A 22,246-nucleotide genomic window follows, 5' to 3' on the forward strand; every position below is an offset into this window, starting at 1 on the left:
CAGTATTTCGAAATAAACAAATGTATATAAGAATACTAGGAAATGATAAAACGGATAAGGTGACATGTCAAGGTAAGGTTTTACATTATAGAACATTGGTCAAATTTTCGTCACAAGTTTTCCATTTTTATAAGGCTAACATTCCGCTTATTCCTCTCGACGAGTATCCTGCGGTATGTTATGATGATACTCTGATAACGTGTTAACGAACTAAAGCGTTTGCCGCCTGTTTTTGGATACGGGGGTCACCATTGTTGGAGGGGAAAAAGATGAGAAAAGCAGCCATGTTTACGATGATGATTGGATTGATTATGATCGTGCTGGCCGGATGTTCCGGCGGTAAGGATAGCAGCAAGTTGATTATTGGAATTGACGATAAATTTGCGCCGATGGGCTTTAGAGATGAAAATAACGAATTGACCGGCTTTGATATAGACTACGCGAAGGCGGCTGGGGAACAGATGGGCAAACAGGTGGAATTTCAGCCGATTGACTGGTCTTCCAAAGAATCTGAGCTGAACAGCGGACGTATTGATCTGATCTGGAATGGATACACCATTACCGATGAGCGCAAGCAAAAAGTGCTGTTCACGAAGCCCTATCTGAAAAATAGTCAGGTCATTGTCGTTCCGGCTGCTTCCAGTATTACCAAACTAGCCGATCTGGCGGGCAAAACCGTAGGTCTTCAAACCTTGTCCTCGGCAGCCGATGCTCTGGACGCGAATCCGATCAAAAGCAAATTGAAGCAAGTATCCGAGTTCCCGGATAATGTTCTCGCTTTGACGGACTTGAAGACAGGACGTCTGGATGCGGTTGTCATTGATGAGGTTGTTGCCAAGTATTATATGTCCAAGGAACAAGGGACGTATAAGCTGCTGGATGAATCGCTGGCTCCTGAGGAGTACGGCATCGGTGTGAAAAAAGGGAATGAAGAGCTGTTGACGCAGCTGCAATCCGCTTTGGATGAGCTGCACAAGAACGGAAAAGCGGCTGAAATTTCGAAAAAATGGTTCGGTGAAGATAAAGTATTGAACTAATACGTCATGTATTGAACTAAGGGTTTAGGAGTCGAAGGTTATGAGTATGGAATATATTTTACGAATTATGAAGCCTATGCTTGAAGGGGCGCAGATGACGGTTATTTTATTTTTCATCACGCTCGTTCTGTCCATTCCGCTGGGTTTTATCGTTACATTGCTGGCAAAAAGCCGGATTAAGCCTATTGCCTGGCTGATGCATACGTACATTTATGTTATACGCGGCACGCCACTGTTGCTGCAGTTGTTGTTCTTTTGTTTTGGTCTGCCCATGCTGCCTGTCATCGGGGAATATCTGGTCCTGGATCGGACAACGGCTGCGGTGCTGGCATTTGTGTTGAATTATGCGGCTTATTTTGCCGAAATTTTCCGAGGCGGGATGCTGTCGATTGATAAAGGACAATATGAAGCTTCGCAGGTGCTGGGCCTGAGCAAGTCACAGACGTTGATCAGAGTCATTGTACCGCAAATGGTACGGATTGCTTTGCCTGCGGTCACCAATGAGGCGACAACGCTGGTGAAAGATACGGCGCTGCTGTATGCGGTGGCGGTACCGGAACTGCTGCATTTTGCCAATACGGCTGTGAACCGTGATTTTACGATTGTACCTTATGTTGTAGCGGCGGTTATTTATTTGTTGATGGCTTTGGTGCTGACGCTATTCTTCAGGGCACTGGAAAAACGCTTTAAATTCGAGTAAAAGGAATGTCGGGATATGAACACTAACGCAATTGAAGTAACCGATTTAAAAAAATCGTTCGGCAAGCTCGATGTTCTGAAAAGAGTGAGCTTTAACGTTAAGGCGGGTGAGGTTGTAGCCGTCATCGGTCCATCAGGTTCAGGCAAAAGTACCATGCTGCGCAGCCTGGTGCATCTGGAGGATGTGACGGGCGGGACGATCCGTATTCATGATAAAGCACTGGTGGAAAATGGTCAGTACGCCCCGGCAGGCGATATTAAGAGCATTACCACCGGGATGGGCATGGTGTTCCAGCATTTTAATCTGTTTCCTCATTTGACAGTGCAGGATAATCTGGAGCTCGCTCCGAAGCTGGTCAAAAAGATAAGCAAGGCCGAGCTGCGCCGCCAAAGCGCTGAACTGTTGGCTAAAGTCGGCTTGGCGGATAAAGCCGATGCGTATCCGTCACGATTGTCGGGGGGGCAGAAGCAACGGGTGGCAATTGCCCGGGCAATGATGATGAATCCCGACATTTTGCTGTTCGACGAGCCGACCTCGGCTCTTGATCCCGAGCTGACAGGCGAGGTGCTGCGGGTCATCAAAAAGCTGGCTGAGGAGCATATGACGATGGTCATCGTGACCCACGAGATGAATTTTGCGCGAGATGTGGCGGATCGCGTCATTTTTATGGACAACGGAGAAATTGCAGAATCTGGTACACCGGAGCAGATTTTTGGCAATCCGCAGCTGGAGCGGACAAAGATATTTTTGAATCGAGTGGAGGCTTAAAAACATAGTTGTTTGTTTGAGTGTGTGTCGGGGAGGCGCTACGCGTGCGGATTGTTCTTCCGATCGCTCCGCCCTTCCTACCATCCAGTTTCCCCAGCCGCGCTCAGGATGAAGACACGGTGAAGCTACCCAAGAGGGGTGACACTGTTGTCAGCAGAAAATAAAGTATTTTCTTAGTGCTTAGATTAAGATAGGCTTCCTTTTTAAGCATTACATGCTACATGCGTACGTTCTTTAATTTGTAATTGGAAATGGAATATAATGAGGAGGACGTAACCCAAGCGAAGGCTTGGGAGCGTCCTTTTGTTGAACTAACGGGGAGGTTAGTTTAATGAAGCTACTACAATTTAAGTGTGGAATGACAACAAACAACACTTCCAATATTATAACTATATTCAGGATGAATGTTTTCTCTTGAAAGTATAATTATTGAGGAATGGAATTCTATAAAACGTTGTTTCCTTTGAGTGATGCCCACTAAAAAAGAATGTCGTAGCCATTTTTTTAGGCTACGACTTATTCATATGATTACTAAAGTGGGCTCAGTTACTACAAAAAGGACCTTTTTATTAACTCAGAAGAAGAAAGCAAATTTACTTCTTTCCGCGAAGGACCGACAGAACAATACCTAACACATTGACTGCAAACAACACCATAAAAGCGATACGATAGCTATTTGCAATTTGGCTAAGGTCCTGTGTTGATAAACCGGTTGAAGAACCAACATATATTACATCTTTAAGTCGGTCAGGCAGAGATACCTTAACAATCATCAGACCAACAGCAGTACTGAGTACTTGTCCCATGCTGTTCAGCATCGATCGTAATCCGTTAGCAATGCCACGACGATTTTCCGGTACGCTAGCCATGATCGAAGCCGTATTCGGTGTCATAAACAAGCCACAACCAAGACCAGCTAGAAACATGCCAATACCCAAGACAGAATATGGAACGTCGGGGGATATAGCGATGGTTAGCACAAGAAGACCGATTGCGGATGTAATTAGCCCTGCCGTTGCTAAAAGGCGAGCTTCGATTCTTCTTATCATTGCACCGGCTATAGGTGAAATGATTAACATACCAATGGTAACAGGTAAAACTTTCAATCCTGCCTGAGTTGCAGTTTCTTGAAAGGTTGCTTGATAGTATAACGCAATGAGCAGCGTGAGAGCGGTAATGGAGAAAAAGTTAATGAGAGTAGCTGCATTAGCTAATGTATACTGTCGATTTCGAAACAAGGTTAAGTCAATCAAAGGTGACGAAACGTGTTTTTCGATAATGACAAATATGGGTGTCAGCACGATAAACAGTAGGAACCCAAGTAAAACGAGCCAATTTCCCCAACCCAACGTACTTCCTTCAGATAAAGCAATAATTAACCCACCAAGCGATAAGAAGACAATGGCTCCTCCCAACACATCCGGCTTCCCATTTGAATTTCTGCCTTTGGTTGAACGAAGTGTAAATATTCCCCAAATGAGACCGATAATTCCGAAAGGTACGTTAAACCAAAATACCCATCTCCAACCCAATGTAGAGGCCATCAATCCGCCTAAAACAGGACCGAAAAGTTGAGCTACTGCGGCAACCAAAACATTAATGCCGAGTCCTTTTCCTAATGAATGTTCAGGAAAGGAATCTGTAATCAATGCCGTTGTATTGGTGATAACTAAAGCTCCACCAGCAGCCTGAATACAACGAAAGATAATTAGGACCCAGACATTAGGTGAAAATCCAATGATGAGGCTAGCAATCGTGAACGTAGCCATACCAATCAAATACAGCTTTTTACGTCCATAAATATCTGATAGTTGTCCAAATACCAGTATCAGGATCGTATTCACAAGTAAATATGATAAAACGATCCAGTCTGCAAAATTTGCACCGACATTAAAATGCTGGCTTACTACAGGAAGTGCTACGTTGAGCGTCCCCACATTTAGAAGCACTAAGAGAACACCAAGGCTCGTTACGGAGAGAACGAACCAAGGATACAAATGGTTTGATTTTTGAGAAGGACGCATAAACCATCACTCCTTTCAAATCATTTTTCGGTTAAAGCTAATAGTTCATCGGTTGTGCGAATTCTACCAATTTTAGGGAAGATAAATGTTTTAACGTACTCATGCTCTTCTTCCGTAAAGCCAGCCATTGCGTCAATCGCGAAAATTTGATGGTAACCGTGTTGAAAAGCTTCTCGTGCAGTTGTATCAACACCATATGCCGTGGACACTCCGCACAAAATAAGTGTGTTAATCCCCCGTCGTCTAAGTTGCGCATCCAAATCTGTTCCGTAGAACGCTCCCCATTGCCGCTTTTGCACGATATGATGGCTATCGTACTTCTGAATTTCAGGGACGATTTCATCCCAATCTAAAGGGAAATCAGCAGGGGATGCACCATCAGAATCATCTAAAACAGGATTTAGGCTGCTGTCATCAGGCCGAGGAACGTGAACCACTGCGACGAATGATCCTTCTTTCTGAAATGCTTCCATAAGTTTTGCTGAATTTTCTACAACGGCCTGTGCGGAGTGTGGTACACATGGCATTGCAAGAACTCCCTTTTGTAGATCAATAACAATCAATGCGGTTTTTTTAAAATCTACGTTCATTAAAAATCTCTCCAATACAATATATTTTTTGAACCTTTGTGACTATTGAGTTCATTATTTAAACTCATTAGGTCAAGTCTCGGATTCTTATTATACTCCCAGTAAATCATTTGTCAAGCGAGCACAGTATTGACTAATGGGACGCGGAATGCCAATATGTTTCATGCAGACTTATCGTGTTTTGATTTCTAGCCACTAGACTATAATAAGTTCTTAAGGAAATTAATCAGCCGAATGAAGCTTTATGAAGAGGAGAAACTTTTAATGAATATAAAAGAACACATTATGAAAATAACGTTGGACCTCTTTTCTAAAAACGGATATAACGCTACCTCTATGCAAGAAATCGCTGATCAAAGTGGTATTGCAAAAGGGAGTCTTTATAAGTTATTTGTGTCAAAAGAGGATTTATTTATAGAGATATTTGATATGTGTCATCAGGAATTGTTTAACAAGGCGGAAGATTTCAACAGATATGATATCCTGTCACCAAATGAAAAGTTCATCCATATTGTGGAGTTTCAGATTCAGTATTTTATTGAGAATGAATTCGTCATGATGGACTTCTCAGAGAGAGAATTACCTATACAGAGGAGTGAAAAATTCGAGGCTGTTAGGAATAGAAATCGGATTCAGAAGATGAATTGGCATAAAGATATGCTTATTGCTGCATATGGCACGGAAATTGAGCGTTATTTATGGGATTTAATCGTGATTTTTCGGGGGTTTCTTAGACAGTATTTGTATTATATTATCTATGAAAAGAGATCGCTTTCAACCCAAAAAGTCTCCATCTTTATCGTCGAGCGTCTGAATGCCATTGTACATGATTTACTCCATTCTAAAGCTGACCCACTTTTAAATAATTCTATATTACATGCTCCTGACGATCTTTCTACAAAACCAGAGAACAATGAACAGTTTATACGAGAGACATTAAATGGGATCTCACTCTCGATAAAAGGACTTCAAACCTCAGAAAGCAATCGGCATGAACTTAATGAAACATTGAGTTTATTAAGTAATGAGATTTGGAGTAACGAACCTAGAGATTTCTTAATTCGTGCACTAATGGGACACTTAGAACGAAACAGTGAAATAGTAGGATATATCAAGCAATTAAAGTTACTTCTCGCTTAATCTGTTTGTTTTGCCATATTCACTTGATTGTTTCGAATAAGACCTTTTTTTGTTGTTTAATGATCTCACATGTCACATTAAGCTTTTAACTGAAATTCATTGCACTAACGGGAAACGATAGCTCAATAAAACCAAGGAGGCAGCCGATCAATGTGATTGGCTGTCTTAGTTCACCTATACCAGCTAATAGCTTGTCAAGATTACCAGTAAAGTGATTCTAAATCATGTGGTATATTAAAATGAGCATGCCAAATAACCCTCCAATTTCCGTTGTGTATTGGAAGCTTATGCCAATAATAATCTTTTAAATTGGACGAAATTCCTTTTTGTTTTTCAAGATTGCATAGAGCCAATGGACGAGCTTATTTGCACATGCGATTAGAGCTACTTTATGTGGTTTTCCTTCGGCTCTCTTGCGATCATAGAACGCTTTGATTCGTATATTTCGGGAGCGAATAAGCCCACACTGTACAGCCATCACCAGCGCGTAACGCAGCTGCCTGGAACCCCGTTTTGTGATTCGGTTTCGAGTTGCTGTAAACTTTCCGGAAGCAAAGACACTCGGGTCAATGCCTGCAAAGGCGACTAACTTTTTAGGATGGTCAAATCGGTCGATTTCACCAACTTCGGATAAAATTGTTGCAGCAATTTTATTCCCAATCCCGGGAATCGACTGCATTAATTCATACTCTTCAATTTCTTCAGCCAGAGCATCTATGTTCTGTTCCAGTTCAGCAAGATGCTCTTGGTATTGAAGAATAAGAGTAATAAGAACTTTCAAATTGATTAAGTGGCTTGCATACATAGTTTGCTGAAAAGGATTTTGTTTTGCCGCATCTACCAGTCGTTGAATCCGTAGGTTAATCCAGTCCTCTGAACGCCCCCGTTTCGAAGAAAGCAGTTCTTTCATTTTTGCTCTGAGCGATCTTCATCCGTCTGCAGAACTGAATATGAAGTTGGGAATTCGCTTAAAAACCGCAGTGAAACACCGGAATACATGGCTCCAATCACACCTTTATAACCCGGGAAACCTGATCTAAAACAGCTTGAAATTGCAGTTTAGTCTGTACACACATCTTTGAAAGAGACTCATATTGCCTTGTAAGATAGCGCAGATTGAGAAGTTGCACACCTCTTTTTTTAAAAGGCTCAAACTCTTCCCTGTAGTACAACTCACCCAATAGGAAAGCGTCAGCAGCATCTGTCTTTACTTTACGAAGCTGAGACTTTCTAAGCCGGTTAGGGATTAGTGGGTTAATGACAATGTAAATATAGTGATGCTCCTCTAGGGATTGAACAACAGAGCTCTGGTAATGTCCTGTTGCTTCTAGAATAAGCAAAGGACGTTGTTTGGATACCGATTCAATGTCCTTTAAAACTTGATGTAGATTTGCTAAGCCATCTCGAGTGTGCTCGAAGTGGAATGTCCCTTTAAAGGGCTTTCCGCACGCTAAAAAGGCTTGTCCATGGCTTTCTGCTTTTGAAATATCTAGACAGACAACTGAATTCATCTCATCTCTCCCTGTAAGTTTAAATTCACCGGTATCCCTATGGTTCTTCTTGTCGCTCCATAGCATCGCTTGTTATACGGGATCTTATGTCCCAACCAGCCTCAATCATGGTCATGACAAGTAGGGTGAACACTATAGCACTCGGGATCAAGTCCCACGGGCAGGTACGTTCGACCAGGCTACCTTAATCCTCTATGCAAATGAAAAAAGGATCAACCAGAAAGAACTGGTTGATCTCATAATACGATTGGGCAGGTTAACGTGGTGACGATACAGAATTCTGATCGTAGATGACCAGCGGCTCATGAGAGAGGGATTAGCCGCCTCATCGGGCTTGTACCGTCGGTTCGACCTTCGTCTTTACCGGAGAAGGGAGCATCAATGGGTAGACTCGCTTCGGCAAGACACCTTATGGTGTAGACTTATGGTGTAGACTTAGAGGAGGCTAGGCTGCCGCTGTTTTATTGAACTTACGTGCTCCGTTAGCACGGATTCATTCTGATGCTCTATACTGCAGTCACGATAATTGGCTGATTCTTTGTAATGATAATGGTGTGCTCATGTTGTGCCACAAAGCTATTGTCGGGTACACATAAAGTCCATCCGTCCGTTTGCTCAACGACATACCCTGCACCTGTAGATAAAAAGGGCTCAATTGTAATGACCAAACCCTCTTTCAGTACCCGTTTATCGTGCTTGTTATAAACCGGTAGAATATCTTGTGGGGTCTCGTGCAGAGATTTTCCAATACCGTGGCTACACAGATTCTTAATAACATTATAGCCGCCTTTTTTAGCCTCGATTTCAATAATCCTTCCAATTTCGTTCAATTTTACTCCATGCTTAAGTGAAGAGATTACTTTCATCATTGTATTGTGTGTATATTGACACAGACGCATTAATGATGGCTCGTATGGAGGTATCAGAAAAGAATGTCCCGCATCCGCATAATAGCCTCCTAATTCTGCCGAAACATCGATGTTTACTAAATCGCCTGGTTGAATGATTCGATTTCCCGGTATTCCGTGGGCAACGTCGTGGTTAACACTAATACAAGTGTTGCCAGGGAAATTGTAAGTTGTCTTAGGTGCTGGCACAGCCCCATGCCTTTTCAAAAACTGTCCACCAATATCATCCAATTCCTTTGTCGTAATTCCGACACGTGCGTGACGTTTCATTTCACTAATCGTCAATGCAACGATTTTGCCAATTTCCTTCAGACCATCAATATCGTTTTGTGATCCTATTGTCATAAAGGCTCCTCCATATTTCTAGATTGATTTATTATAACACAATATTGGATATTCCATTATTCTGCCCGTAGCAGCTCTTTGTGGAATCTAATCTATTGGGAAAGAACAAATAAGAATCATTAGTTAAATTTCTCCATCATCTTTCTTATGGTTTATTACCAGCAACCCATTCTTTTTCCCCGCTAAATACTTCAATTATCGTCATTACCCCCGTTCGGTACCCGTGGATGAACGCTGCTGCGGAATGCAAGGAAGTTGACTCGCTTAATAAATCAAACATGACTTCAATTTGCTCAAAGTCGGCTGCTGGTAATTTATTTTTCAGCATCTCCATATATTCGTTAATTTTTTGATTCACTTTTTGAGATTCAGGGTCGGTTGACTTTATTTGTTCACTGGGACGCCAATTCCCATAATACAGATCCTCCAAAATCATTTTTATCAAGCCCCCTATGAATACTGATTATTTATATAAGTTTGAGCTAAAGATGTACATACGGCGCCACTCCGCGGTCGGATGGTGCTTCCCATCGCTGTTGTGTCCAGATTTCTTAATCAAGCTAAGAAGGTTGAAATCCGGACACAAAGGCGAACGCTATCGCTTGTACAGCACCATTCCGCCCACTTCGTTCTTATTCTACTTGTTGTACTCTTTAAATAAATTTTATGCGAAAAACGCATAAAAATCAATATGCAGTTTTCGCATATCGTAAACTTTACTTGGGTGATAAGTAATGTATAAGAGAATTCGCGATCTACGTGAGGACAAAGACTTAACTCAACAGACCATGGCCGACTTCTTAAATATCTCACAAACGACCTACTCTCGATATGAAAATGGGAGCTTGGACATTCCAAGTGCTGTCTTAATCAAGTTAGCAGATTTCCACAAGGTGAGTATCGACTTTATTCTAGGTCAGACAGATAATTCTGAACGTTGCACAGGTAAAAAGAATAGCATGCAAAATAAAGCTCTTTGATGACTACAGGAGCTTTATTTCATATTTGTTATACGCTTTGTTGGAAAATATTTAACTTTAATAAAATGAATTTAGGAGAATCTGTCTGTTCCAATTGAGAGTTTTTGCATATGAATTGATTTATTGGGTGAATCAATCTTCCTGCACTCCGCAACAACGTTCGCCAACGGGTATTTGGGATTCCATTTAACATATTACATATTTTTCATCACGCTTCTCTATGGAAACTGATTTGTTTATATGAGTTAAAGACAAATAAATAATTTTATGCGAAAAACGCATAAAAATCAATATGCAGTTTTCGCATGTTGTAAACTTTGTTTGGGTGATGAGTAGTGTATAAGAGAATTCGTAGTTTACGTGAGGACAAAGACTTAACACAACAAAGTATGGCGGACTTCTTACAAATCTCACAAACAACCTATTCCCGATATGAAAATGGGAACCTGGACGTGCCAAGCGTTGTTTTGATCAAATTGGCGGATTTCCACAAGGTGAGTATCGACTTTATTCTTGGTCAGACAGATAATCCTAAACGTTACAGGTAAAAAAGCCATAACGTACACAATAAAGCTCCCGTGATGATTCACAGGAGCTTTATTGCTGGAATTATTCATAATACGAACAGGCAGATTAGCTTAACAAATGATATGCTTTAAAAAAGCAAACCATTCGACCAAGAGGAGAGGTACATTAATGCGGTTCCATGAATTTTATATCGGACAACTATTCAAAACCAAGTCTTTAACATTAACAAAAGAGGATATTACCAGATTTGCAACGGACTTTGACCCACAATATATGCATTTGGATGAAGATAAAGCAACGCAGGGAAGATTTAATGGAATCATAGCATCAGGAATTCAAACGCTGGCAGTTTCATTCAAGCTTTGGGTTGAAACGGGTAGTTATGGTGATGATGTCATTGCTGGAACTGCTATGAACAATATTAGATTTATAAAACCCGTGTATCCGGGAGATGAATTACATACAATGGTGGAGGTAACTGCACTTAGAGAGAAACTGAACGAAACAGGAATCGTTACAGTTATGCTGACGACTTTCAATGACAAGGATGAGAAAGTATTTGAAGGTGAATTGTCCGTTTTAGTTCATAAATAAGGTGTTTTCGGACAGTGAATATAGAATCTGCAGAAAGGAGCCTCCTAATATTAAGTTGATTAGAGAACACTTGTTCTTTATAATGGTTTTAAGGTGAGGACTACCTGCTGGCGGTAAACTAAATGTTTGATCTATAGTTCCACTCACGATGTGCTTTGAGCGCTAAAGGTTGCTTTTGAAAATGGATTTATGGAGGAAGTTAGATGACTAAAGAGGAAATAATTAATTATTGTCTCACTTATCCCGACGTTTATAAAGACTATCCCTTTGACGAAAAATGGACTGTAATACGCCATAAAGATAATAAAAAAATATTTGCGATGATTTACAAGCATGATGGCCACCTTTGCATCAACCTCAAATGTGAGCCGAACCGAGCCGATTTCCTGCGCAGCATATTTGAAGAAGTTAAGCCGGGATATCATATGAATAAAGTGCATTGGAATACCGTTATTTTAGATGGTAACATGCAAGAGGATGATCTTTTTGATATGGTGCAACATAGCTTTCAACTGACGAAACCGAAGAAGAAGAAAGAAAGGACATAATTCCCCCATTTTCTTATCGTATATGTGTGAAAAACTACGTGTTTCAATACCATAATTACCCAATGTTATCCTTAATTAGTTGATGTAAGTACGCTCTACAAATGTTCAAACATCTTTTAAACCCCCTCAAAATGGCCATAAATTTCTCGGTTTCACAGCGTCCGTTTGTATGATCTGTTCGAACCCCGATGTATCTATTGCCGCCCACTGCTCTCTATCTAAATTTTCTGTCTCCATCAATCTGAATCTTAATTCAGATCAATCTGCCGCATCTTTGTTGATTGCCGATCAACCCCCGTAAAGGAAAACCATCTTATCGCCTTATCATTAATTTGACAGTTTAGTTGGATCAACCCCTAGAGGGAATGTTTCTTCAAAGCGATTCTTTCTTTCGTAAAAGTCATACCAAACTTCTACAATGTGATCAGGATTACCTGCAGTACCCGGCTGTATAAAGGTTTTATGTACCGATTTATGCCAATATCATCCTTGAGGCTGGTTACTTATGGGCTTCTGGGAAAGTATCATTTGACAAAGAGACAATAGCCAAGAAAGTCTCATTATTAGTATTAGGAGGACAACAGCCTTCCGAGAAATTAGTTTCGCTAACGAGGAACGATAGTTAAATATAAAGGATTCAATATATTAGTCATGACTAATATGTTGAACCCTTTATTTTATCAGACTTTCCTGAATTTAGGTATTGGTAATCTAGTGAAATAAAGTATAAAGTTGGCAAGATGTTTATCCCATGTTTTTCGATATGACGATTTTTCCCCGTTTCGGAAGCTCTTCGCTTTTGCGGTACGCCTGAAACAGGCCTTGAGCAGTAAAGGGATAGGTCTTATCAATGTGGATATTCAGCTTGTTCTTTTGTATTTGGCGAACAATGGCTTCAAAATCGGTACGGTTGGGTTTTGCCTGAAAGAAACGTGCGTCAATGCCCCGGACCTTTGGATATTGATTGATCGCAAATGCTACTACTGAAATATAGGTGCCGGCATCCTTGATAACCGAGTAGTTTTTCTCTCCGATATCTCCCGGTAGCCCGGTACCGAAGGTGGATGGGTCCATAGCGGAATCCAATACGATACCGACAGGCTCGGTTATTTTGGCGGCAAAGTCGACTTTCGTGTAGTCGAGCACCTCGTCCGCGCCGAGTCCTTTGACGAAATCATGATTATAGTCCCTCGCAGTTGCGATAACATATGCTCCATGTTGCTTGGCCAACTGGATCGCCGCATGTCCCACGCCTCCGGCCCCGGCATGAATCAGAATGTGCTCTCCCGGTTGCAGACGGCCATGCTCGAACAGCGCTTGCCAAGCTGTCAGGGCAACTGTAGGCACGGCGCCTGCCTCTTCGAAGGAAAGACTCTCCGAAATAACGGCAAGATGATCTTCCTCCACCGCAACATAGTCCATGTAGGAACCCATCGGAACCATACCCATGACACGATCCCCCGGCTTGAAATGACGCACTTTTTCACCAACCTCTTTTACGATGCCAGCTACATCAATACCAAGAACAAGCGGCAATTGAGCCGGAAATTTATCGGCCATCGGGCTCTGAAGAATCGCACCGCTGCGCAATTGAATATCTGCGGGATTGATGGAAGAGGCGCGCATTTCGATGAGAACCTGTGTGTCGGTGAGTGCAGGAACTGGTATCTCCAGTTCCTCCAGCGCTTCGGGGACTCCAAAGCTTGTCAAAGCAATAGCTTTCATGATTCTGCCTCCTTGTAAATTGAACATACGTTGAATTTTCGACATATGTTTTATATAGTGAATGTATCAGGCTGGCAGATGGTGTTCAATGGTTAAAACAAGCTCGGTTGTTGATTTTTCAACAGAGGGGCTCGATATGTTCATTTTGTATGGGATAAAGGAGAGAACGATATGGACAGGCGTATTCAAAAATCGAGGCAAGCAATTATGAATGCTTTTATGACGCTGATGTTGGAAAAGGACTTCGAGAGCATAACGATCAACCAAATTGCGGAGGAAGCGAATGTCAATCGAGGAACAGTGTATTTGCATTTCGCTGACAAGTACGATCTGCGCGATCAATGCATGGAAGCTCAAATAAACCAGTTGCTGCGCAGTTGTATGTCTGAAGAGGGCTTGGTTCATCTCACTTCCAAAACCGCGTTGCAGCGCACGTTTGAATATTTGGAGCAGCATGCTTCTTTCTATTCTAAAATGCTGACGAGCAAGGGAAGCGCGGTTTTCCGAACCCAAATGGAGACAATGTTGCGGCAAAGTCTGAGCGAGCATCTGGATTCGATCAATCTCGATCGGGAGTTGAACAGGGACATTACGGTGCAATTTTTAATTTCAGCGGGTGTGGGTTTATTGGAATGGTGGATTACCCGTTCGATGCCGTATCCGGTATCGGTCATGGTTGAACAATTTTGGAATTTGCTAAATCGAATTCAATTGCAATTGTTCGAAGAAAATAGCGTTTTAAAATTAGAAAAATAAAGTAATAGACAGTGGAAACTAAAGCTCTAAATTGGTAACGCCATTAAGCTATGGTTCAGTCTAACACCATATTTTCTCAAGACAGATGGGGCTGTCCCAAAAGTCAATTTGGGATTTAAGCTGGCCTACTTCATCTTTGAATTTGGTTACAAATAAGGACCTCTTTTTCCTCTTGATTGTGGAATTTGAGGTTCTTTTGCTGATATTTTGGGTTGTTCCTATATCATAAGAACACTTTTGGAACAGCCCCATCCCAATTGTTTTAAGTTTACCGCCCCAATTCCCTAAAAAGGGGTGATGACTTTACGGCGGTTGGTCAGCGCAGCGCTCACTACCTCCGCCGTAACTCATCCCACGATTAGGTTGAAATCCTATATAAATCGGTTGAAAATGTTGATTTTACCAATGGACAAGGCTTTGTACAATAGAGTTGTAGCGCTTACATTTCCAAGGAGGTTGCGGCGAAATGAAGAGACTTCAGGTGATTGGCAAGCAAATGAGAACTCCAAAATCCAAAAGGAGGCCGTGTTGATGAAGCTTAAGGGAATATTAGCTGCATTTTTGTTTTTAACCGTAGCGTCTGTGCTATTGGGGGCGCATAAGGCAGAGGCCTATGAGCTATCCAATGACAAGCTGACGATTCAGACAGGCGAGCATGGGGAAATTTCATCCATTCGTATCAAAGGAGATGCTTTCCCGACTGAATATGTCATGAATGCAACGGTAACACCTGAGCAGAACACCGCAGATCATCAATGGCTGGGTGAACTGATGTTCACGTACCGACTGGACAATGGCAGCTGGACAAAGGCTTGGACGAACAAGTCGGCAGATGCACGCAAGATCACGACCAGTGGCAATCGTGTTACCGTCACGTACGAGAATTCCAGCAACGCTGAGGGTATACGCAATTTTAAAGTCATCGAAACATATTCAGCGGAAGCGAACGGTTCGGTGTTGTGGAATATACAGGTCCAGAATACGAGTGGCAAAAAATTGGAGATTGGCGATTTCGGTTTGCCTTTGCCTTTTAATGAGCAGTGGACCAACGGTGATGCGATTTACGAAACCAGAGTCGTGACGCATTCCTTTGTTGGCAATAACAGCTCCTATATTACAGCTGGACGTCCCAGCGGCATTGGTTCTTCCCTGCTGTTGATCCCTGATTCCTCAACAGGTGCAGGCTTCGAGTATCAGGACCGTTGGCGGGATGAGGAGCATCCGGGCAGCAAATGGGCGTGGAATCCGGCAAATGAAGGAAAATGGGTGGAAGGACTGAATGTATTTTATATTCATTCCAATGTCATCAAGTCCACTAACCGTGGATATTTGCCTAACACAAGCCTGGTCCTGAATCCTGGCCAAAGCAAAAGCTATGGCTTCAAGTTTCTGGCGGTGAAGGACGAGCATGATGTAAAGGATACGTTGTATCAAGAAAACCTGGTGGACACTACGGTCGTACCGGGCATGATCGTGCCTACGAATCAAAAGGCGAAGGTGGATCTGCGCACCAAGCAAACGATCAACAAGGTGACCTATCCAGACGGAACCGTTATTCCGCAGACGGATAGCAAGGCCGGAGGACACCACATTTATGAACTGAAATTGACCAAGCTGGGCCCGAACTTTATAACCGTGGAATATGGAAATGGCAGCAAAACGGTTTTACAGTTCTATGCCATCGAGCCGATTGATCAGGCGTTGCAACGGCACGCTACCTTTATGGTGGACAAAACTCAGTGGAATGTGCCGGGAGATCTGCGTGACAAGGTGTTTGACGATTGGATGATGCATACCAAATCCAAGCGCAATATTTTTAACGGCTATTGGGGCTGGGGGGATGATTGGGGTCTGACCCACGGACAGTTCCTGGCTGAGAAAAATGCACTGTCTCCAGTCGCCAAAGAGGTGCGGGCCGTAGACGATTATTTGGAAACGGCGATCTGGACGAATCTGATGAACGGACATCATGAGGATTATTTAATTCATGATTTCTTGATGCCGGAGCCGAACGATACACCGACCTATCGGGGCTATGCGTACCCGCACGTATACAACACCTATTTCAGCATGTACAAGATTGCCAAGGAATACCCGGATCTTGTCACTTACAAGCATCCCAAGGAAACCTATTTGCTGCGGGCTTATAACATTTTCAAAGCATTATATGAAGGACCAGTCGCGTACAACTGGGAAACAGGCTTGATGGGCGAGCTGACCACACCGGATATTATTCAGGCACTTCAAGATGAAGGCTATGATGATGAAGCGAACGATCTCAAGGATAAAATGGCTCGCAAATATAACAATTTTAAAAATACAAAGTATCCTTACGGCTCCGAATACAGCTATGACAATACCGGAGAAGAGGCTGTATATACGTTAGCCAAACAGAATATAGATACAGAAGGCGAGCAAAGCAAAGCCCTGGAAATGATGAGTAAAATCAACGCCAAAACGCGCGCGGCACGCGGTCATATGCCGGTATGGTACTACTACACCGATCCGGTGACGATTACCGGGGAGAACTGGTTCAACTTCCAGTACACGACCTCGCTCGCAGGCTATGCGATGGATGACTGGATTCGGTATCATGAGGACAATCAGCGTGAGGAGCAACAACGGCTGTCCTATGCGGCTAAAATTGCCAATGTCGGAGCGATTAATTCCGGGCAAATCAGCTCGGACCCTGAGAACATCGGGGCGGTAGCATGGACGTATCAAGCGGAAAAAGGCAATAACGGAACGAACGGCACTGGCGGCGGTAAAAATGTTCCGCTCCTGAACGGCTGGCGCGGCATGAGCGGCGAGGCTGACCTCGGATTATTCGGTGCGCTCAAAACGTTAAGCGCCGATATTGCGATGGACCCGATTTTCGGATTGACGGGTTATGGTGCAGAGGTGAGCAAAAGCGGCAACGTGTATACGATCAAGCCGCTGGACGGTTTGTTCAAGCGGATCAATCTGATTACGGAAAAGCTGTATATCGAGCTGGATAAGGACCAATATACAGAAGCCAAGCTGGCCACATCCAAGGATTATGTATGGTTCCAACTGAAAAACCAAACGCCGGGCCAAGCCCATTCCACATACGTTACATTTGACGGTTTGAAGAAAGGAACGTATCTGGTTAAAGTGGGCGGTCAATCGCAAGGCAAATTTAATGCGTACGCGCCTTCCAACAAGCTTAAACTGGAAATTGGCACAGCATCCTCCTATACGGTGGAGCTGACACCAACCACACCTGACCCGAACAAGGCTCCTGTCGTCGATGCTGGCAAAGCTTCCAAGGTGAAGCTGCCGGATCAGATCATTTTGAAAGGCACAGCTACAGATGATGGGCTTCCGCAAGGAAAGGTGACAAGCGAGTGGAGCCTGGTCGAAGGACCACAGAACGCCAAGGTCACATTCAGCAGCAAAACATCGCTGCGTACGAAGGTGGACGTTTCCGAGCCGGGAACGTATATATTCAAGCTGACAGCGAGTGATTCCCAGTTGTCGGCGGAGGCTAAAGTCACTGTGGTGGCTGAACCGGCGGCTCCACTGCTTGAACAGCTTGCGGTATACAAGTTTGACGAAACCAGCGGGTCTCTGGCAAAGGATTCATCAGACAGCGGCAATGATGCTACCGTAAAAGGTACCGTGGCATGGGCAGCGGGTAAAACAGGCAATGCCGTCAGCCTCAATGGCAAGGACAGCTATGTACAGCTTCCAGCGGGCATTGTGAGCCGGACACAGCAACTGACCGTATCCGGCTGGGTCAAAGCGAACAGCCTGAGCGATTATGTACGGATTTTTGACTTCGGCTCCGGGACGAATGAATACATGTTCCTGACCCCTAAAGCCGGGGACCGGATGCTATTTGCCATTACGAACCAGGGTAACGGGCAAGGACAGGAGCAGACGATTGATGCCCCTGTACTGCCGACAGGTGTATGGAAGCACGTTGCGGTCACGCTTTCGGGCTCCACAGGTATTTTGTATGTGGATGGGAAAGAAGTGGGACGCAACACCAGCCTGACCTTGAATCCGACCAGCCTGGGTCAGACCAAAAATAATTTTATCGGCAAGTCCCAGTACCCTGATCCGTATTTCAACGGTTTGGTGGATGAATTCCGTATCTACAGCCGCGCTTTGAATGCAACCGAGGTGGCAGGTCTGGCCTCTGGTACAGCACAGAGTCTGACAGCAGCCGAGAAGATCACCGCGCTTAAAGAAGTAAGTGTAACGACTCACGCGGGTGAAAAACCTGAACTGCCAAGCGTAGTGGAAGCTACGTATGGAGAAGGCTCGACCCAATGGGTGGCTGTGGAATGGGAGGATATAGATCCTGCACAATATGCTGCTCTGGGTTCATTTGAATTACAGGGCAAAGTAGAAGGGACAGAGCTGAAGGCGATTGCGAAGGTAACCGTCATCGAGGCAGGGAGCGCGGCACCATCGGCAACTCCGGTTAACCCGGGGGCTCCAGCAGTCTCAGCAACTCCAGCAACCCCAGCAACCCCGCCAACTACGACACCCCCAGTCACATCTGCCGTACCGGCTCGGTCTGTTAGCTTCGCTAAATCAGTAGGGGGATTCTGATTGGGAGGCAACAACGCATAGTCATGGCTAACCTTTCCCACCGTCACCTTCTTCCGCAAAGAGGGTGGCGGTGGGTATCCTTACATTTGGAGTGCGCAGTTGCGAATACAATGTGAATGGAGGAACGGGCATGAGCAAGATTGCATTTTTGGGTGCAGGCAGTACGGTATTTGCGAAAAATGTGCTTGGCGATTGTATGCTGACACCTGCCTTGCAGGGCTTCGAGCTGGCATTGTTCGATATTGATCCCGAAAGGCTGAAGGATTCGGAAAATATTTTATTGAATTTGAAAAAAACGACAGGGAGCACCTGTGTGATCCGCTCTTACACCGACCGCAAGGAAGCGTTGCGTGGAGCTGCCTATGTGGTAAATGCCATTCAGGTGGGTGGCTATGATCCGTGTACGATTACGGATTTTGAAATCCCCAAAAAATACGGTCTGCGCCAAACGATTGCCGATACGGTTGGTATTGGCGGTATTTTTCGCAATTTGCGGACGATTCCGGTGATGCTCGACTTTGCAGCAGATGTGCGTGAGGTATGCCCGGATGCATGGTTTCTCAATTACACGAATCCGATGGCTGTGCTGACGAATGTGATGAACGTATACGGCGGTGTCCGTACGGTAGGGCTGTGTCATAGCGTACAGGCATGTATACCGGAGCTGTTCAAAAGCCTCGGGCTGGAGCAGGAAGGTGTAAAGGCCAAAATTGCAGGCATCAATCATATGGCGTGGCTGCTCGAAGTGAGCAAGGACGGGGTAGATTTATATCCCGAAATTAAAAAACGGGCCGCCGCCAAGCAGCAGGAAAAGCATCATGATATGGTGCGTTTTGAAATGATGCTGAAATTCGGCTATTACATTACAGAATCGTCTGAGCATAATGCGGAATATCATCCGTATTTTATCAAACGGGCGTACCCTGAGCTGATCGAGCGCTTCAATATTCCTTTGGATGAATATCCACGCCGCTGTGTGAGCCAGATTGAACGATGGCAAACGATGCGCGAAGAGCTTTTAGGCAATCAGGATCTGCGTCATGAACGGTCGAACGAATATGCTTCGTATATTTTGGAGGCCATCGAAACGGATCGGCCTTTTGCCATTGGCGGGAACGTGATGAATACAGGCTTAATTACAAATCTGCCGAAGGAAGCATGTGTGGAGGTGCCTTGTCTGGTCAATCGGGGCGGGGTTACGCCGACCTTTGTCGGAGATTTGCCGCCCCAATGCGCTGCGCTGAACCGGACGAATATTAATACACAGCTGTTGACGATTGAAGCAGCGATCACCGGAAAAAAAGAGCATATTTATCATGCTGCCATGCTGGACCCGCACACATCAGCCGAGCTGTCCATGGATGATATTGTTTCTCTGTGCGATGACCTGATTGCGGCACATGGAAAATGGCTTCCAGCCTATGTGTAAGGGAGGCGGCTGAATGGGAGGCCGGGGTCGTCAAAAGTTCGCAGGAATTCCTACGATCCGTGGGAAATTCATTGTACTGACGCTGGTGCTCACCGTCTTTCCGATGGTGGTGCAGACCTTTACCTTTTACCGGATCGCGGCCCACTCCCTTGGTGAAAAGTCAGAAGCACTGGCTATGCAGTCCCGGCAAATGAGTGAAAATTACGTCAACGCTACGCTCTCCGATTTGAACGATCTGACCAATGCCATTCTCAGCAATCCCGATGTGCAGGCCACGCTGGAGACCAAGCCGGGAGACGATTATGAATACCTACGGAACGATGAAACACTCAGCATGGTCGTTCGAACGCAAACCCAGACCAAGCCGTATATCATGTCCTCTTTCATATATGCCGCCAATGGCGGGCTCAAGCATTCTCTCTATCAGGGGAATGCTTCGGTCCGCTTTGGCGGCCTTCCTACATTAGAGGAAGCACGTGTGTACTATCGCCGCCTGCTCACCGAGCGGCCCATGATGTGGATGGTTCATTCGCCGTTTGCATCAGCACACGGGATGGCGGAGGATCGCATATATGTCGGGAAGCTGCTGCGAAAAACGACTGGGGATTATGCGCCGCTTGGATTTTTGCTGCTGGAAATTGACAAGGCCAGTCTGTTCAGGGGACTTGCTTTCCATGAAACAGACGGCAATACCCAGATGTGGGTGCTGGATCAGGAGGGCGAGCCTGTGTACCGATTGCCGGAAGAGGGCGTTGCGGACCCCTCGCTGCTACGGCAGATTGCCAAATCTGCTATAGACAGACCCGTGCTTACGAAGGACTGGAGAGCATGGAACGGGCGACAGACGATGATCTCCTATGGCCCGTTAAATGAAGGGCAATGGACGCTGCTGCAAAAAGTCGATCAATCCGTGCTGTTCGAGGATGCGCGCAATATTGGAGCCTGGACCATCTGGACTTTTTTGATTGCACTGGTGCTGGGCTGGATGCTGTCTTATCGGCTGAGTGATACGATTCGTCGTCCGCTGCTTCAGTTGAGCCGATTAATGGCGGTGGATGGGAGTGTGGAAGAAACAGGATCAGCCAATGGTCCGGAAGCTCCTGCCCCCGTTGTGTTTAACCCCAAGGATGAGGTGGGACAGATCGGCGAGCGTTTTCTTCATATGATGCAAAAAAATCATGAGCTGTATGGGCAGGTGTACGAAGCATTGCTATCGCGCAAGCAGGCGGAGTTTCGCGCGCTTCAGGCGCAGATTAATCCGCATTTTTTGTACAACACGCTGGAGTCGCTCAAGGGAATGGCACTGGCGAATGGACAACGGGATATGGCAGAGGTGATTGGGGCGTTTGGCAAATGTTTTCGCATCTCGCTAAGTTACGGTCGGGAGCAAATAAGCCTGGGACAGGAGGTCGAGCATGTAAGCGCCTATGTGAAGGTGCAGCAATTCAGGTTTCGGAATTCGTTCGAGTGGATTTGCGAGGTGGAGGAGGATATTTGCGAATTTTACGTACCCAAGCTTATCCTCCAGCCCCTTGTTGAAAATGCCATTTACCACGGGTTAAAAGGTCGTACCGACCGTGGATATATCATGTTATCCGGTACACGGGAAGGCAATATGCTGCGCTTGACGGTGAGTGATGACGGGGACGGTATCGGAGCCGAGCGGCTGGACGATATTCGGAAATCGCTGGAGGCCGAGCGCGGGAGTGCGATTGGCTTTGGGCTGCGCAATGTACATAAGCGTCTTCGGCATTATGGTCCGGAATATGGGCTGTCCGTGGCAAGCGAGCCGGGACGTTACACCTCGGTTACTTTGCTGGCACCGATTCGAACCGAATAAGGAAGGGGGGAAATGCATGTACCGGCTGCTGATTGTGGACGACGAATACCATATTCGGGAAGGACTCCAGCTGATGGTGGCAGAAAGCGGCCTGTCTGTGGAAGTCAGTGATGTGGCAAGTGACGGCGAGACGGCATTGCGTTTGTATGCGGAGCGGCGACCGGACATGATTTTACTGGATATTAATTTGCCAGACATGAGCGGGCTGGACATAGCCAAAACCATTCGGGAAAAGGATC

Annotated in this window: 18 protein-coding genes and 1 pseudogene; 13 read left to right on the forward strand and 6 right to left on the reverse strand. The window is 44.9% G+C overall.

What is annotated here, in order from left to right; genetic code table 11:
* Nucleotides 1–269 precede the first annotated feature (269 nt).
* Genes WG8_RS04910 through WG8_RS04920 form a run of 3 tightly spaced genes read left to right on the forward strand, consistent with a single transcriptional unit; the run spans nt 270 to nt 2,505 of the window.
* Nucleotides 270–1,037 carry an amino acid ABC transporter substrate-binding protein gene (locus WG8_RS04910; protein WP_007428999.1) on the forward strand — a complete coding sequence of 256 codons (768 nt, stop codon included), beginning with the start codon at nt 270–272 and terminating at the stop codon, nt 1,035–1,037.
* Nucleotides 1,038–1,077: 40 nt separating this feature from the next.
* On the forward strand, nt 1,078–1,737 hold the full coding sequence (locus tag WG8_RS04915) for an amino acid ABC transporter permease (protein ID WP_007429000.1): 660 nt from the start codon (nt 1,078–1,080) through the stop codon (nt 1,735–1,737).
* A 15-nt stretch (nt 1,738–1,752) separates the two neighbouring features.
* A complete protein-coding gene (locus WG8_RS04920; protein ID WP_007429001.1) occupies nt 1,753–2,505 on the forward strand; it encodes an amino acid ABC transporter ATP-binding protein in 753 nt (250 codons plus the stop codon).
* 593 nt (nt 2,506–3,098) lie between these two features.
* Here WG8_RS04920 and WG8_RS04925 read toward each other — a convergent pair.
* Nucleotides 3,099–4,529: an MFS transporter gene (locus WG8_RS04925; protein WP_007429002.1), complete on the reverse strand. Its 1,431-nt coding sequence runs from the start codon at nt 4,527–4,529 to the stop codon at nt 3,099–3,101.
* Between the two features lie 20 nt (nt 4,530–4,549).
* Complete coding sequence (locus tag WG8_RS04930; RefSeq protein ID WP_007429003.1) at nt 4,550–5,119, reverse strand: isochorismatase family protein; 570 nt, start codon at nt 5,117–5,119, stop codon at nt 4,550–4,552.
* A gap of 264 nt (nt 5,120–5,383) precedes the next feature.
* Here WG8_RS04930 and WG8_RS04935 point away from each other — a divergent pair, with 264 nt between their 5' ends.
* On the forward strand, nt 5,384–6,259 hold the full coding sequence (locus tag WG8_RS04935) for a TetR/AcrR family transcriptional regulator (RefSeq protein WP_043890791.1): 876 nt from the start codon (nt 5,384–5,386) through the stop codon (nt 6,257–6,259).
* A gap of 304 nt (nt 6,260–6,563) precedes the next feature.
* On the opposite strand, the pseudogene WG8_RS04940 reads toward WG8_RS04935, so the two are convergent.
* The 3 genes and pseudogenes from WG8_RS04940 to WG8_RS04950 form a co-directional block, all read right to left on the reverse strand.
* Nucleotides 6,564–7,770: pseudogene (locus tag WG8_RS04940) on the reverse strand (IS110 family transposase).
* A gap of 506 nt (nt 7,771–8,276) precedes the next feature.
* Nucleotides 8,277–9,023, reverse strand: a complete 747-nt coding sequence (map, locus tag WG8_RS04945; RefSeq protein ID WP_007429005.1) for a type I methionyl aminopeptidase — start codon at nt 9,021–9,023, stop codon at nt 8,277–8,279.
* A 145-nt stretch (nt 9,024–9,168) separates the two neighbouring features.
* Nucleotides 9,169–9,459 carry a DUF6809 family protein gene (locus tag WG8_RS04950; RefSeq protein ID WP_007429006.1) on the reverse strand — a complete coding sequence of 97 codons (291 nt, stop codon included), beginning with the start codon at nt 9,457–9,459 and terminating at the stop codon, nt 9,169–9,171.
* A gap of 298 nt (nt 9,460–9,757) precedes the next feature.
* On the opposite strand from WG8_RS04950, the gene WG8_RS04955 reads away from it, so the two are divergent.
* From WG8_RS04955 to WG8_RS04970, 4 genes are all read left to right on the forward strand, one after another.
* Nucleotides 9,758–10,003, forward strand: a complete 246-nt coding sequence (locus tag WG8_RS04955; protein WP_043890792.1) for a helix-turn-helix domain-containing protein — start codon at nt 9,758–9,760, stop codon at nt 10,001–10,003.
* Nucleotides 10,004–10,338: 335 nt separating this feature from the next.
* Entirely contained in the window at nt 10,339–10,551 is a 213-nt protein-coding gene (locus WG8_RS26260; RefSeq protein WP_014280031.1) for a helix-turn-helix domain-containing protein, read from the forward strand.
* A gap of 148 nt (nt 10,552–10,699) precedes the next feature.
* A complete protein-coding gene (locus WG8_RS04965) occupies nt 10,700–11,125 on the forward strand; it encodes a MaoC family dehydratase (protein WP_007429007.1) in 426 nt (141 codons plus the stop codon).
* Nucleotides 11,126–11,328: 203 nt separating this feature from the next.
* Nucleotides 11,329–11,673, forward strand: coding sequence for an MmcQ/YjbR family DNA-binding protein (locus WG8_RS04970; RefSeq protein ID WP_007429008.1), 345 nt, complete (start codon nt 11,329–11,331; stop codon nt 11,671–11,673).
* A 744-nt stretch (nt 11,674–12,417) separates the two neighbouring features.
* Here WG8_RS04970 and WG8_RS04975 read toward each other — a convergent pair.
* Nucleotides 12,418–13,398 carry an NADP-dependent oxidoreductase gene (locus WG8_RS04975; RefSeq protein WP_007429009.1) on the reverse strand — a complete coding sequence of 327 codons (981 nt, stop codon included), beginning with the start codon at nt 13,396–13,398 and terminating at the stop codon, nt 12,418–12,420.
* Nucleotides 13,399–13,569: 171 nt separating this feature from the next.
* Here WG8_RS04975 and WG8_RS04980 point away from each other — a divergent pair, with 171 nt between their 5' ends.
* The 5 genes from WG8_RS04980 to WG8_RS05000 form a co-directional block, all read left to right on the forward strand.
* Nucleotides 13,570–14,154 carry a TetR/AcrR family transcriptional regulator gene (locus tag WG8_RS04980; protein ID WP_007429010.1) on the forward strand — a complete coding sequence of 195 codons (585 nt, stop codon included), beginning with the start codon at nt 13,570–13,572 and terminating at the stop codon, nt 14,152–14,154.
* Nucleotides 14,155–14,685: 531 nt separating this feature from the next.
* Entirely contained in the window at nt 14,686–18,738 is a 4,053-nt protein-coding gene (locus WG8_RS04985; protein ID WP_007429011.1) for a DUF5695 domain-containing protein, read from the forward strand.
* Between the two features lie 130 nt (nt 18,739–18,868).
* Complete coding sequence (locus tag WG8_RS04990) at nt 18,869–20,167, forward strand: alpha-glucosidase/alpha-galactosidase (protein ID WP_007429012.1); 1,299 nt, start codon at nt 18,869–18,871, stop codon at nt 20,165–20,167.
* 13 nt (nt 20,168–20,180) lie between these two features.
* Nucleotides 20,181–22,007, forward strand: a complete 1,827-nt coding sequence (locus WG8_RS04995; protein WP_007429013.1) for a cache domain-containing sensor histidine kinase — start codon at nt 20,181–20,183, stop codon at nt 22,005–22,007.
* A 16-nt stretch (nt 22,008–22,023) separates the two neighbouring features.
* Nucleotides 22,024–22,246 (forward strand): response regulator (locus WG8_RS05000; protein ID WP_007429014.1); only part of this gene is annotated, 223 nt, incomplete at its 3' end.

Origin of the sequence: Paenibacillus sp. Aloe-11 (assembly GCF_000245715.1) — a bacterium.
GTDB lineage: Bacteria > Bacillota > Bacilli > Paenibacillales > Paenibacillaceae > Paenibacillus > Paenibacillus kribbensis.

Coding starts and splice junctions, on each gene's coding strand:
- WG8_RS04910 (WP_007428999.1), top strand. CDS start 270: ATGAGAAAAGCAGCCATGTTTACGATGATGATTGGATTGATTATGATC.
- WG8_RS04915 (WP_007429000.1), top strand. CDS start 1,078: ATGAGTATGGAATATATTTTACGAATTATGAAGCCTATGCTTGAAGGG.
- WG8_RS04920 (WP_007429001.1), top strand. CDS start 1,753: ATGAACACTAACGCAATTGAAGTAACCGATTTAAAAAAATCGTTCGGC.
- WG8_RS04925 (WP_007429002.1), bottom strand. CDS start 4,529: ATGCGTCCTTCTCAAAAATCAAACCATTTGTATCCTTGGTTCGTTCTC.
- WG8_RS04930 (WP_007429003.1), bottom strand. CDS start 5,119: ATGAACGTAGATTTTAAAAAAACCGCATTGATTGTTATTGATCTACAA.
- WG8_RS04935 (WP_043890791.1), top strand. CDS start 5,384: ATGAATATAAAAGAACACATTATGAAAATAACGTTGGACCTCTTTTCT.
- map (WP_007429005.1), bottom strand. CDS start 9,023: ATGACAATAGGATCACAAAACGATATTGATGGTCTGAAGGAAATTGGC.
- WG8_RS04950 (WP_007429006.1), bottom strand. CDS start 9,459: ATGATTTTGGAGGATCTGTATTATGGGAATTGGCGTCCCAGTGAACAA.
- WG8_RS04955 (WP_043890792.1), top strand. CDS start 9,758: ATGTATAAGAGAATTCGCGATCTACGTGAGGACAAAGACTTAACTCAA.
- WG8_RS04965 (WP_007429007.1), top strand. CDS start 10,700: ATGCGGTTCCATGAATTTTATATCGGACAACTATTCAAAACCAAGTCT.
- WG8_RS04970 (WP_007429008.1), top strand. CDS start 11,329: ATGACTAAAGAGGAAATAATTAATTATTGTCTCACTTATCCCGACGTT.
- WG8_RS04975 (WP_007429009.1), bottom strand. CDS start 13,398: ATGAAAGCTATTGCTTTGACAAGCTTTGGAGTCCCCGAAGCGCTGGAG.
- WG8_RS04980 (WP_007429010.1), top strand. CDS start 13,570: ATGGACAGGCGTATTCAAAAATCGAGGCAAGCAATTATGAATGCTTTT.
- WG8_RS04985 (WP_007429011.1), top strand. CDS start 14,686: ATGAAGCTTAAGGGAATATTAGCTGCATTTTTGTTTTTAACCGTAGCG.
- WG8_RS04990 (WP_007429012.1), top strand. CDS start 18,869: ATGAGCAAGATTGCATTTTTGGGTGCAGGCAGTACGGTATTTGCGAAA.
- WG8_RS04995 (WP_007429013.1), top strand. CDS start 20,181: ATGGGAGGCCGGGGTCGTCAAAAGTTCGCAGGAATTCCTACGATCCGT.